The sequence below is a fragment of the Pacificibacter marinus genome, assembly GCF_900109555.1.
Taxonomy (GTDB): domain Bacteria; phylum Pseudomonadota; class Alphaproteobacteria; order Rhodobacterales; family Rhodobacteraceae; genus Celeribacter; species Celeribacter marinus_C.
Window position 1 is genome coordinate 1 of record NZ_FNZV01000012.1, and the last position, 13,116, is coordinate 13,116.

The 13,116-nt window shown below is 49.3% G+C and carries 13 protein-coding genes; 5 read left to right on the forward strand and 8 right to left on the reverse strand.

Translation table 11 applies throughout. The features are described 5' to 3' along the window. The first annotated feature begins 118 nt into the window (after window positions 1–118). From galE to BM025_RS14215, 5 genes are all read left to right on the forward strand, one after another. The gene (gene galE / locus BM025_RS14195; protein ID WP_085849777.1) at window positions 119–1,105 is read left to right on the forward strand and encodes a UDP-glucose 4-epimerase GalE; all 987 of its coding nucleotides are present in this window, start codon (window positions 119–121) and stop codon (window positions 1,103–1,105) included. Between the two features lie 12 nt (window positions 1,106–1,117). Further along, on the forward strand, window positions 1,118–2,137 hold the full coding sequence (locus BM025_RS14200; RefSeq protein ID WP_085849778.1) for a glycosyltransferase family 2 protein: 1,020 nt from the start codon (window positions 1,118–1,120) through the stop codon (window positions 2,135–2,137). Window positions 2,138–2,425: 288 nt separating this feature from the next. After that, complete coding sequence (locus BM025_RS14205) at window positions 2,426–3,358, forward strand: glycosyltransferase family 2 protein (protein WP_370738066.1); 933 nt, start codon at window positions 2,426–2,428, stop codon at window positions 3,356–3,358. Next, complete coding sequence (locus tag BM025_RS14210; protein WP_085849780.1) at window positions 3,355–5,052, forward strand: DUF5927 domain-containing protein; 1,698 nt, start codon at window positions 3,355–3,357, stop codon at window positions 5,050–5,052. Before BM025_RS14205 ends, BM025_RS14210 begins: the two co-directional genes overlap by 4 nt. A gap of 3 nt (window positions 5,053–5,055) precedes the next feature. Continuing rightward, window positions 5,056–6,465, forward strand: a complete 1,410-nt coding sequence (locus BM025_RS14215) for a nodulation protein NodH (RefSeq protein WP_085849781.1) — start codon at window positions 5,056–5,058, stop codon at window positions 6,463–6,465. Window positions 6,466–6,473: 8 nt separating this feature from the next. Here the strand turns inward: BM025_RS14215 and BM025_RS14220 are convergent, their stop codons facing one another. From BM025_RS14220 to BM025_RS14255, 8 genes are all read right to left on the reverse strand, one after another. Next, the gene (locus BM025_RS14220; RefSeq protein ID WP_085849782.1) at window positions 6,474–6,938 is read right to left on the reverse strand and encodes a PTS sugar transporter subunit IIA; all 465 of its coding nucleotides are present in this window, start codon (window positions 6,936–6,938) and stop codon (window positions 6,474–6,476) included. Window positions 6,939–6,987: 49 nt separating this feature from the next. Next, the gene (gene hpf, locus BM025_RS14225) at window positions 6,988–7,563 is read right to left on the reverse strand and encodes a ribosome hibernation-promoting factor, HPF/YfiA family (protein WP_085849783.1); all 576 of its coding nucleotides are present in this window, start codon (window positions 7,561–7,563) and stop codon (window positions 6,988–6,990) included. Between the two features lie 251 nt (window positions 7,564–7,814). Next, window positions 7,815–8,552, reverse strand: a complete 738-nt coding sequence (gene lptB / locus BM025_RS14230) for an LPS export ABC transporter ATP-binding protein (RefSeq protein WP_085849784.1) — start codon at window positions 8,550–8,552, stop codon at window positions 7,815–7,817. Continuing rightward, entirely contained in the window at window positions 8,552–9,001 is a 450-nt protein-coding gene (gene lptA, locus BM025_RS14235; RefSeq protein ID WP_085849808.1) for a lipopolysaccharide transport periplasmic protein LptA, read from the reverse strand. Before lptA ends, lptB begins: the two co-directional genes overlap by 1 nt. A gap of 75 nt (window positions 9,002–9,076) precedes the next feature. After that, complete coding sequence (lptC, locus tag BM025_RS14240; protein WP_085849785.1) at window positions 9,077–9,676, reverse strand: LPS export ABC transporter periplasmic protein LptC; 600 nt, start codon at window positions 9,674–9,676, stop codon at window positions 9,077–9,079. A 10-nt stretch (window positions 9,677–9,686) separates the two neighbouring features. Continuing rightward, window positions 9,687–10,649 carry a KpsF/GutQ family sugar-phosphate isomerase gene (locus BM025_RS14245; protein WP_085849786.1) on the reverse strand — a complete coding sequence of 321 codons (963 nt, stop codon included), beginning with the start codon at window positions 10,647–10,649 and terminating at the stop codon, window positions 9,687–9,689. A gap of 63 nt (window positions 10,650–10,712) precedes the next feature. Continuing rightward, window positions 10,713–11,324: a ribonuclease D gene (locus tag BM025_RS14250; protein ID WP_085849787.1), complete on the reverse strand. Its 612-nt coding sequence runs from the start codon at window positions 11,322–11,324 to the stop codon at window positions 10,713–10,715. A gap of 311 nt (window positions 11,325–11,635) precedes the next feature. Continuing rightward, entirely contained in the window at window positions 11,636–12,955 is a 1,320-nt protein-coding gene (locus BM025_RS14255) for an SIP domain-containing protein (protein WP_085849788.1), read from the reverse strand. Window positions 12,956–13,116 lie beyond the last annotated feature (161 nt).

Sequence of the window (13,116 nt, forward strand, 5' to 3'; positions counted from 1 at the left end):
CAGGCTTTCTTCAGGCGTCAATCTCATTTGGCCTGTCGCGTCCAGAGTTGCGCGATGAACTTCAAGAGTATCTTGATGAATTGTCTGCATCTCGCGGAGCGGCACAGTAAGGGCTAAGATGACACAAAATGTTCTTGTGACCGGCGGTGCTGGTTATATTGGGTCGCACGCGTGTAAAAAATTGCGTGCGGCCGGCTATGTTCCTGTCACATTTGACAATCTGTCCACCGGTTGGGAGGATGCCGTTAAGTTTGGCCCGTTTGAGCGGGGGGACCTTTTGGACCGCGCCCGCTTGGATGAGGTATTCTCTAAATATCAGCCAATCACAGTGATGCACTTTGCCGCCTTTAGTCAAGTCGGTGAAAGCATGAAAGACCCTGGAAAATATTGGCGCAACAATGTCATCGGATCTTTGCAGTTGATTGAGGCAGCGGCAGATGCTGGCTGTTTGAACTTTGTGTTTTCGTCGACTTGTGCGACTTATGGCGATCAAGATAATATTGTGCTGAACGAAGACTCAGTGCAGTTGCCGATCAATTCCTATGGGGCCTCCAAGCGTACCATCGAAGATATATTGGCAAACTTTGAGCAGTCCCATAGCCTGAAAAGCGTTATCTTTCGCTACTTCAATGTTGCTGGTTGCGACCCAGAGGGTGAAGTTGGTGAGTTTCACCAGCCAGAAACACATCTGATCCCGCTTATGCTTGATGCGATTACGGAAAAACGCGATGCGTTAACAATCTTTGGCACCGATTACGATACACCGGATGGTACCTGTATTCGTGATTATGTGCATGTTTGCGACTTGGTCGATGCGCATGTTTTGGGTCTTAAATGGCTTGAGAATGACAAAGGCAGTCGTGTTTTCAATCTCGGAACGGGCAAAGGGTTTTCTGTCCGTGAGGTATTGGAACAATCGCGTGTTGTGACCAACAAACAAGTGCCGCATGTCGAAGGGCCGCGCCGCGCCGGCGATTGCACCAAGCTTGTGTCGGGATCAGAGCGTGCGGTCACCGAACTTGGTTGGCTTCCTGAGCGATCCAACATGAAAACTATGATTGAAGATGCATGGAATTGGCATCAAACTGGCCATTATGAAAAATAACCAGAAAACCAAATGAGCTTAATTGCAGAAGCTTGGCTTAAGTATCGCCTGCGCTTACGGCGCCGTAGGCTACTTTTGCGTGCGATACGCAAACGGCGAGAACTATCTTGTGTTGCCAATCGCACCAAAGACATTCAACCCAGTGACATTTTGTGTTTCGCAACTGTACGCAATGAAATGGTGCGGTTGCCCTATTTTCTTGAGCACCACAGGGCACTTGGCGTTTCGCAGTTTTTGATGGTGGACAATGGCAGTGACGATGGGACGGGGGCCTATTTAGAGGCACAACCCGATGTGTCTTTGTGGCGCACACCCAAAAGCTATAGGGCATCGCGGTTTGGCATGGATTGGCTTACGTGGCTACAAATGCGCTATGGGCGTGGCCATTGGTGCTTAACCCTTGATGCGGACGAAGCATTGGTTATCCCGCATCATGAGACACGAAATTTAAAAGACATGACCTCTTGGCTTGATGCCCATGGCGTATCTATTTTTTCGGCTTTGATGTTAGACCTTTACCCCAAAGCGCAGCTGAGTGCGGCTCCGTATACTGTCGGTGCACATTTTACAGATGCGCTTGGCTACTACGATGCTCAAGGCTACGATTGGGAGTTTCAGTCGAAATATAAGAATATTTCCATTCGAGGCGGTCCACGAAAGCGTAAGTTTTTCAAAGACAGACCGGAACTTGCTCCGCATATGCATAAGACCCCGTTGATTAAATGGCGTTGGTGGTATGTCTATGTCAGCTCCACTCATATCGCACTGCCCACGCAGCTTAATATTGGATTTGATGCGCGCCATGAGTTACCGACAGGGGTGTTGCTGCACGCCAAATTTCTAAATGAAGCATTGCTTTACTCAACCGCTGAACCGCTGCGCAAAGAGCATTTTACGCATCCTGAATCCTACAATGATTATTACAATAAAGTGGCGTCTGACCCTATATTTTGGGACGAAACCTCGCATATCTATCGTGGGTGGAAGGCGCTGGAAGACGAAGGCCTATTGACGCGTGGGCGCTGGGTTTAGTCTTGTAACAGAGCAACAATGTTTCCAACCTCACAATGCATTGTTTACGAAAATGGAATAAGTCCCTATTTAGATAGAGAAAAGCAAGGTTGGCGTATGTTTGTGATGTACGGGGCGCTGAATAAGCGCTGAAATTTTGTTGTAGATTTCAAAGTTTGTCCAGAGCACGGACGCGCGTAGTACTCAGTATAAAATGGAAAAGGGCTGAAGTTGAGTCGACTAAAGCAATATCGCCTTAGGCTTCGCCGCAAACAGCGGTTGATCCGAGCTTACCGGAAAAGCCGCCAGCTGACTTGCCTCCAAAACAATACGACTGCGATCCAAAAAGATGACGTCCTTTTGGTGTGTACGCTGCGCAATGAACGTATTCGTTTACCCTATTTCATGAAGTATTACCGCGACCTTGGTGTGAAACATTTCTTGTTCATTGATAATGACAGCGATGATGGGTCGCGTGAATATCTTATAGGTGAAAAAGACGTGTCACTTTGGCATACTGCCGCGAGCTACAAAAAAGCACTGTATGGTGTACATTGGATGAATGGTCTTGCCCGAAAATATTGCCACAACCATTGGACTTTGACAGTGGATGTTGATGAATTTTTCGTTTTTCCATTTTGCGACACGCGCCCCATTTTGGCTTTGACTGATTGGCTTGATAACTCCGGTGTCCAGTCTTTTTCTGCAATGTTGATTGATATGTACCCTAAAGGGCCAATTGATGCGCAGCCTTACCAAGAGGGTATGGATCCCATGAAAATCGCGCAATGGTTTGACAGTGGTAACTATATGTTGTCGACCAACGCGGAGTACCAAAATCTTTGGATTCAAGGTGGGCCTCGGGCGCGGGTTTTCTTTAATGATGACCCAGTCAATGCGCCGTCTTTAAACAAAATCCCGCTGGTAAAATGGCACAAAGACTATGTCTATATGCACTCCACGCACATGCTTTTACCGCGCCGTCTGAACCACGTTTACGCAACAGAAGGGGGCGAAAAAGCCTCTGGTGCATTGCTGCACACCAAATTCCTTAGCACGTTTGTTCAAAAGACCGAAGAAGAGTTGAAAAGACGCCAGCATTATGCGGGCAGCCGCGAATATTTAGCCTATCACAACAGACTACAGGACGACCCAGAGTTGTGGTGCAATTGGTCTGAAAAATATATAAACTGGCGTCAACTCGAAATTTTGGGGCTTATATCAAAAGGAAATTGGGCATGAGCGTGGGGTTTGTCATGCTTGTACATGAAACACTGAACCGCGCCGAACAAGTGGCTCGGCACCTTGCTGCCCATGGTTGCCCCGTTGTCATTCATGTCGATAAACGCGTTTCTCAGGACGCATATATTTCCTTTTTCGAAAGCCTTTCAGACATAGAGAATATAAAGTTTTCGAACAGGCATACCTGCGAGTGGGGCACATGGTCTTTGGTGGCTGCCTCGCAAGATGCATCGGAAATGATGTTGAACAGTTTTCCCGAGGTGCGTCATGTTTACCTGTCGTCAGGGTCGTGTTTGCCTTTACGCCCCGTCGACGATTTGATTCACTATTTGGCCGATCGCCCGATGACAAATTTTATCGAAAGCGTCACGACCGAAGACGTACCTTGGACTGTCGGCGGCCTTGATTTTGAACGGTTTACGTTACGGTTCCCGTTCTCTTGGAAAAGGCAACGAAAGCTTTTTGACCGCTATGTCAAGCTTCAGCGGCGTGTGGGCTTTAAGCGTAAAATCCCTGACGGCCTTGTGCCGCATATGGGGTCGCAGTGGTGGTGTTTGACCCGTCAAACTCTGAATGCCATTCTAACCGACCCTGATCGCAAGGCCCATGATGCCTACTTTAAAAAAGTATGGATTCCGGACGAAAGCTATTACCAAACGCTTGTCAGACTGTATTCCAATAATATTGAAAGCCGGTCTTTGACGCTTTCAAAATTTGATTATCAGGGCAAGCCCCATACATTTTATGATGATCACTTGCAACTGTTGCGGCGTTCAGATTGCTTTGTAGCACGCAAAATTTGGAATAAAGCAGATCGTCTTTACGATACATTTTTAAGCCCACAGACTAATTCGATGAAGAGGGCAGAGCCTAATCCGGGCAAGATTGATCGCATTTTTTCAAAAGCTGTCGAACGTCGCACTGAAGGACGGGCCGGTCTTTATATGCAAAGTCGTCAGCCTGGACCGGGCAAGGGGCATAATAAAACATGTGCGCCCTATTCTATTTTTGAAGGCTTTTCGGATCTATTCGAGGATTTCGATGATTGGCTGTCTCAGGCGGTTGGGGAGCGCGTGCATGGCCATTTGTTTGCGCCAGAGGGCGCTGAATTTTCTGGTGACCAAAAGATATTTTCAGGTGCGATGTCACACCACGCCACTTTGCGAGATTACAATCCTTGCGGTTTTCTAACCAACCTGATTTGGAACACGCGCGGTGAGCGGCAGTGTTTTATGTATGGGCCACGCGACAATCAAGAAATCAACTGGTTGATCGCAACTGACGACAATGCACAAATTTCTGTGATTTCTGGTGCTTGGGCTGTCACGTTGTTTCGTTCAAATCTAGATTTTTCTGAAATTCGGCGCGAAGCGGCGCGGTTGCAGAAAATTGAAACCCAGCACCTAGAAGTCCTGCGCTCACGGCACGCCAAAGCACGTGTACGCATTTGGACGATGGCGGATTTCATCGAGAGCCGCCTAGAGCCTTTGCAAGCAATCATTGATGAAATTAGTCCGCGCAATGTGCGCCGTTTAGCCCAAGCCCCTCGTATGCGTGATTTGACTGGGTTTGGGCAGTTTCTGCAAAATCTGAAAAATCAGGGTATGCACCCACATTTGATGGGAGATTTTCCCATGGTGTCTGATATTGAATCCCCGCTGTATGATCGTAAAAAACCCTATTTGGTAAAATAACACATGTCCCAACATTTTGATTATTTTGTAATTTTCGCAGAGATGCGAACGGGTTCTAACTTTCTAGAAGAGAATGTGAATTCTTATCCGAACCTCGCGTGCTGGGGGGAAATCTATAATCCTCATTTTGTTGGAAAACCCAGCAATTCAGATTTCGAAGGGATCACATTAGAGCAACGCGAAGCGGACCCGATGAAGCTTCTTGAGCGATTGAAAAACCGCTCAAGTGGACTTGATGGTTTTCGGTATTTCCATGACCATGATCCGCGCATGCTGGCACCTATTTTGAATGATCCGCGCTGTGCTAAAATTATTCTCACGCGAAATCCGCTTGAAAGTTACGTGTCGCTTAAAATTGCGAGCGCAACAGGTCAGTGGCGGCTTGGCGATTTAAAGGACGCAAAAAGTGTAAAGGTCAGCTTTGACGGTTTGGAATTTGATAGAATGCTCGAATCGGTCAAGCAGTTTCAAATGCAGCTTTTGCGAGGACTACAGACGACAGGGCAGACCGCGTTTTATATTTCTTACGAGGATGTACAGGATATTGATGTAATCAACGGTCTGGCAAAGTTTTTAGGCGTGGCTGAGGCGCGCAGCAAGACAGTTCAGAAAACTAAAGTTCAAAATCCATCGAGCCTAGAAGACAAGGTAATCAATTTCAAAGAAATGGTGAGCGCCCTTTCATCAATTGATCACTTCAACCTGTCCAACACGCCAAACTTTGAGCCACGCCGCGGACCAGCCGTCCCAACATTTATCGCAGCAAAAGGGGCGCCCCTCTTGTATTTGCCAGTGCGCTGCGGGCCAGAAGATGCGGTAAAGCACTGGCTTGAAAATTTGGGCACAGATGATGCTGGCTTGATCCACGGATTTACGCAAAAGACGCTGCGCAAATGGAAACGCAACAGTAAAAATCATCGAAGTTTTACCGTGGTGTCGCATCCCGTGGTGCGGTTGCATCGCGCCTTTTGCAAGCACATCGCAACTGTTGGTGAGCACACGTTTGGCGAAATCCGTGAACAGCTTAGAACCACATACAAATTACCGCTTTCAAACAATGCTGATACATATTCTATTTCCACGCACCGTGAGGCCTTCATCAAGTTTGCGCATTTTATAAAAGGCAACCTTGGGGGGCAAACGTCGATTCGAGTGGATGGAAGCTGGGCATCACAATCTGAAATCATCAATGGATTTTCAGAGTTCGCACTGCCCGATCACATTTTTCGCGAAGCTGAATTGACACAGGATCTGTTGCGACTGCCCGGCGCAGAGGGGTGGCCTGTATCAATGATGCAGCCGCAAGATACGCCTTACATACTTGCTGACATCTACGATGCAGATGTTGAGGCTGCTGTGCGCGGTGCCTATCAAAAAGACTACATGATGTTTGGGTTCACAGACTGGCGTTGAAGCGCCGCCTATGCGGCTTTGATCACAGGCCCAGCTGTCAAGATAGCATGAAGCGTTGTCGCATCTGCATTCGAGCGCAGTTTGGTACAGGTGTCAGGGTCGCGCATTGTTCGTGATACAAGTGCCAGCGCTTTCAGATGGTCCACACCAGATTCCGCTGGCGCAAATAATGCGAAAATAAGATCAACAGGCTGACGATCCACGGCATCAAAGTCGAGCGGTGTATCAAGGCGAAAGAATGCACCAACGACACGGTCCAGTCCTTCAATGCGGGCATGTGGCAAGGCTACGCCGTGGCCAACGCCAGTCGGCCCAAGGCTTTCGCGGTCTTGTAGCGCATTGACGGCGGAATTAACTTCCAGCCCATAACAAGCACCAGCAACCTCGCCCAAGTCCAAGAAAAGACGTTTTTTACTGGTCAGTTTCCCAAAAGCCTTAACGGCCTCGGGATGCAAAATTTCAGAAAGTTCCATGTGTATACTGTTACCCGCCTTGGCCGATGCGCAAGGCGGGCCAAGATTTTCAGTTTGCGTTATTTGGGTCGATCCAGCCGAAATTCCCATCAGGGCGGCGGTAAACGACATTTACTCCGGTCTTACCTTCTTTGTGAAACACAACAACAGGTGCGCCTGCCAGTTCCATCTGCATAACCGCTTCGCCTACCGTCAAGGTGGGTACGTGCGTCTCAGTCTCTGCGATAATCATTGGCTGCAGGGAATCGGGTTCTTGATCCTCTTCGTGGTCCGTTGCGGCGAGGATATACGCTGAAGCACCCGCAAGTTCAACCGGTTCGGCGCGATGCGAGTGATGGTCCTTCAAACGGCGCTTGTAGCGGCGCAATTGTTTTTCCATTTTCGCGGCACATTGGTCAAATGCAGCGTAGATATCGTGTGCATGCGCGTGGGCTTGAGCCGTGAGACCTGTTGAGAGGTGAATCACCGCCTCGCAGTTGAATTCTGAACCGCTTTTCGAAAAAATGACGGTCACGCCAGTTGGGCGTTCTGCATATTTCTCAATAATGACGCCAAGTTCAGTTTTGACGTGGCCTTGCAGAGCTTCGCCAATGTCTATTTGCTTTCCGCTAATTTGGTACCGCATGATACCTCCTTTTGTTTATTTAAACTCACCGGCGATATAAACGTGACGCAAAGGGGAGTTTTTGGATTTTGTTAATTGCGGGATTTTGCTGCACAAACGTTGGACGTGTCCCAAACCTTTGGTTGGGGCGGTGTCCGTGTGGTTCCGAGCTTTGACAGCCCAACCACATTCTTTGAAACGACGGTTATGCATCAAGTGTATTTGGCTGCACAAAGGGGGTGGATGTCAACCACAAGCTGAAACGAGGGTTATCAAAAGCGGAAATTTTCACCCAAATAGACGCGACGAACTGTTTCGTCTTCGACGATTTCACGCGTGGTGCCCGACATCAAAACTTGACCGTCATGTAAGATATAGGCGCGATCAATAATTCCTAATGTTTCCTGAACGTTATGATCCGTCACCAAGACCCCGATGCCGCGATTTTTTAGGTCGGAAACCAAGCTGCGTATCTCACCAACAGCAATAGGATCAACACCAGCAAAGGGTTCGTCGAGCAAAACATAATAGGGATTTGATGCAAGGCAGCGCGCGATTTCGACACGCCGCCGTTCTCCGCCGGATAGCGACAGAGCAGGGGCGCGGCGCAGGTGGCCGATTGAAAATTCGTTGAGCAATTCTTCAAGCCGCTCTCGGCGAATCAAAGGATCACTTTCTGCGATTTCCAAAATCGATAGAATGTTGTCTTCAACGCAAAGCCCACGAAAGATGGACGCTTCTTGCGGTAGGTAGCCAATCCCAAGCTTTGCGCGTCGGTACATCGGTAGTTTTGCAATGTCGCGTCCATCAACGATAACTTGACCCGCTTCGGGGGTCACAAGACCTGCGATTGAGTAAAAGCACGTGGTTTTTCCAGATCCATTTGGCCCAAGCAAAGCCACCACTTCACCGCGATTGAGGTCAAGCGAGACGTCTCTGATGACGGTACGTTTGCGGTATCCTTTGCGCAGGTTTCGCACGCGCAAGCCCAAGTCTTGAGAGTCTGGCATTATTGCTGACCTGGCTGAAGGATCGTTTTTACACGCCCTTCAATCCGGCCTGTACCAGTCTTAAGGTCGACTATCATGCTTTGCCCCGACAGTGCATTTGCCCCTTGGGTTAAGATGACGTCACCTGAGAGCGCGACAGTGGCGGCTTGGATGTCATACACGGCACGTTGTGATTCGATCGCTTCACCGCCATTCACAAACGTCACGCCACCTGTAGCAATCAGTTTTGAAATTTTGGTAGCGTCGTTTGCACCATAGATCACCTCGACCGTCGTTGCGGATAGGCGCAGTGCGCCCTGACCGATCAAGACATCACCTGAAAAGATCGCTTTGCCTGTGGATTGATCAACGCTCAATTGGTCTGATGTGATTTCAACGGGGAGTGAGCTGTCGTGTTTTAGCCCACCAAATGTGACCTCGGCCCCCTGAGCAAAAGCGGGGGTTTGCATAATAAGCAACCCAGCGGCGACGCATGCCGAAGTCAGAAGTGATTTGAATGCTTGCACAGTGTTCCCCAAATTTGCTTATGGTTGGTATATCAGCTTAACGCGATTTTTGAAAACAAGAAGGTACTCACCACTGTCTTCGTTCTTTGAAATTTCCATCGATCCTGCTGAAATATTTCCAGAAGGGGCCTGTCCCGTGACCGTGCTTGGGCTTTCAATCTTTGAGAGGTTCAGTGTGGCCGCAATATAATCGGTTTCAATGGCATAGCCCGTTGTCGTTTGCACGCGCACGTTGCCGGATAACTCGGCGATGCGGCTTGGCCCGTCAATCACAGCGTCATTTGCAATCATAGAAACGGCACTTTTGTCTGGCAGTCTCAATTCGGCGCGGACTTGTGTTGAGTTCACGACGTTTTTGTTTGAAGGATCAGGGCGCGCACGACCTGCTGATATTTCAAGTTCTGCGCCATCGTCTGTCACTGTCGCAAATGTCGGGCCATCGATCCGTTGTTCACGGGCAAGAGATTCAATATCCACCCGTGCATAGGGAATATCATAGGTCGTCTCGCCGCCGCGTGCGAATAGAAAAAGCGTTGCAAGCAGCGCAAGGCTGGCCAAGGGCAGAAAAATCTTTGCCCTTGCAACGAGACGTGAGTGAAAATTATCAAAATGCGCCATGGGGCTGTCTTTACACAATGCCTGCGCGAAGACAGTCTTGAATTTTCAGAATACCGCAAGGTCGGCCATCTTCGGCGGAATGCCGCACAAAAAGGCAGGTGATGGATCGTTCATCCATGCGGGCCAGTGCTTTTTCTGCCAAAGCATCAGCGGCAATCGTCAACGGATTTGTTGTCATAATGTCACCCGCTGTTTTGAACAAAAGCCCATCAATGTTGCGGCGTAAATCTCCATCGGTGATGATTCCTGCGAGTTCACCGTCTGGGCCAATAACCCCCACAACACCAAAACCTTTGGCCGATATTACATCAAGCGTGTCCTGCATCGGGGTATCTGGACGCACCAGCGGCAGATCGGTGTTCATAAGATCGCTTGCTTTGGTCAAGCGTGCGCCTAGTTTGCCACCCGGATGTAGCATCCGAAAGTTATCTGCGGTGAAGCTGCGATGATCCATCAACGCAATGGCAAGAGCATCTCCAAGCGCGAGGGTCATGGTCGTTGATGTAGTGGGAACAATCCCTTGATCGCAGGCCTCTTCAGCTTTTGGTAAAATCAGCGGCACATCACAGGCCCGTATCAGCGAACTGTTTGGATTGGACGCCACACCAATCATCGGGATTTGAAACCGGCGTGTATAAGCAATCATGTCGGCAAGTTCGGGTGTCTCACCGGAATTTGATAGGATCAACACAACATCGTCTTTGCCGATCATACCCAAATCGCCGTGACTGGCCTCTGCAGGGTGAACAAAGTGCGCCGGTGTTCCTGTTGATGCAAAGGTGGCTGCGATCTTGCGAGCAATGTGCCCAGATTTCCCCATGCCCGTCACAATGGTTCGACCTTTGGCACCCAATATCAAAGACGTGGCTGTGACAAAGGTCTCGCCGAGTGTGTCAGCCAAGGTGGTCAGTGCTTCTGCTTCGCGGCGAATCACGCGTTGCCCCACGGATAGAAATGTTTGAGGGAGTGTCATGGTTCGGCTTTCTTTAGGGCGATAGGGCTTTTGCGTGATCGTACTTTGGTGCAGCTTGAGAATTTAATGGGAAAAAATATCGAGTTCAGGCCACCCCTTAAGATCCAGCGCTGCACGTGTAGGAAGAAAATCAAAACATGATTGTGCCAATTCCATGCGACCTTCTCGGACCAGCATTTCATTGAGCCGATCCCGCAGTTTATGCAGGTACAAAACGTCAGATGCCGCATAATCAAGCTGGGCTTTGCTCAGATCACGCGCGCCCCAGTCGCTCATCTGTTGATATTTTGAAATATCGACTTTCAACAACTGGTCCAGCAGATTTTTCAAACCGTGGCGATCCGTGTATGTCCGCACCAGTTTAGATGCGATTTTGGTGCAATACACAGGTTGCGCGCGTGTGCCAAAAGCATTTTCCATCGCTGCAATGTCAAAGCGACCATAGTGGAAAAGCTTCAAAACCTTAGGGTCGGCAAGTATTTTGCACAGGTTCGGTGCTTTTGTTTGGCCGGGCATAATTTGAATAAGGTGCGCATTTCCGTCGCCGCCCGACAGTTGAACCAAACACAAACGATCACGATGGGGGTTAAGGCCCATGGTCTCACAGTCGATGGCCACCATAGAGCCAAGGTCAAGATCATCGGGAAGATCGTTTTGGTATAGAAAATTTGCCACGTCAGGTCCCTTGCGCACTCAAATTGTTGGTATGAAACATAAGCACTTGTTAGAGGGGGGGCAAGTTTAACAAAGTAACCCATCCGCTGGTTGGATTTGGCTCCTGTTGATAAAAGCTAGAGAACAACAGCGCGTTATATCAAGTGTGCAATTCTACCCTTTACCGCTGCATCTCCTAAAGGGCTGGAAATCTGATCTGGATTTTCTTTTAGGTACGTAAGCGAACTTCTTTGACGGTTTTCAAAAACCGGCCTTGAACAAAAACGAGCGGCCCGAAAACCGCTCGTTTGGTATGTCAGTGGTGTGATTGCTTATGCGAGGCTTTTATCTTCGCCAGCTGCTTTGCCACTGGTCCAATATCCCGAGGCTTTCATCTGCGTCATAGGATGCCCTAGCTCATCGGTTACGTGGTCGCGCACGGCACGGGCCACTTTCGCTTCTGTTGCAATCCATACGAACCCTTTGCCTTTGGGCAAGGTCAGGCCTTTGAGAGCATCAAGCACAGGCGCGGGGTCGGCGGCGTCCGCAATAGGACGATGCACCCAATGCGCAGTGTGATGGGCTGCCGTCTCAAACACTTGTTCATCTGCCACTTCTGGTACAGACGTCAACGTAATCACGTCCACCCCTTCGGGCAATTCTTCGACACGGCGGCCAATGGCGGGCAGTGCCGTTTCATCTCCGATCAACAGATACCAATCAAAAATGGGGGCCACCACGGCGGACCCACGCGGGCCACCAATGGTCAACTCAGAGCCTTCTTGCGCCTGTATCGCCCAATCTGTTGCAGGCCCTGCTTCGTGTATGGCAAAGTCCAGAGTGAGGGTCTTGGCCTTTGTGTCATAGGCGCGCGGTGTGTAGTCGCGCATTGCAGGTTTATCTGCGCCTTGATCAAAGAACAGCTTGATGTGATCATCATAAGAAAGGCTTACAAAGTCATCCAGATCGTCCCCTGTGAGGACGGTGCGGATCATATGCGGCGTTAGATAGCTGGCCTTGGTGACCGTAAGTGCGCGCCGCTTGGTATCGAACCTATGCCGTGTGATGATTTGCTCAGAGGTGTCGCTGGAAAAATCTTTGGGTTGCGCACCGCTTTTGGACGCAATACCACCTGTGATCTTTTGTACGGCCTCATCAATCGCCGCTGCGATTTCGGTCTTATCGTCCGGGTCGGATGTCGGGCCTGAAAGTCGACTGCGCAACGCGCCTTTGAGACGATCCATTGCTGCGATCACCACATCACCTCCTTTATTGAAGGCCATGTTTTCCGTCATGCGACGGGTCAAGATTTCGTTAACTGCCGCACGGTTGGCAGTCACAAAGGACTCGCCTTCTGGTGTGATCCGCGACAGCTTTCGCCCCCCATCTTCTGGGGAAAGCGTGATGTAGCCCACATCTTCGAGCCACGAAAGTGTTGGATACATCACGCCCGGACTTGGGGTGTATTGTCCTTCGAACCGATCTGCGATTGTTTTGATAATTTCATAACCATGACGCGGCTTTTCCAGCACCATCGCGAGGACAAGTAGTCTCAACTCTCCATAGTCGAACAGGCGCTTTGCGCGCCGCCCACCATGGTGTCCTTTGCTGCCTTTTTGGTGGCCGTCTTCCATATGTCTTTTGTGTTTCATACGTTCGATATATATTTAGATATATCTCAAATCAAGATATATCTAAATATAATTCCCGATACTCGGTAAATCCCAACATAAGACCTTTATGCTGCGCAAATATTTAATTCTGGCGTAGCCATTGTAAAAAAAATACGAGATTTGGCGCATTTGACCCCCTC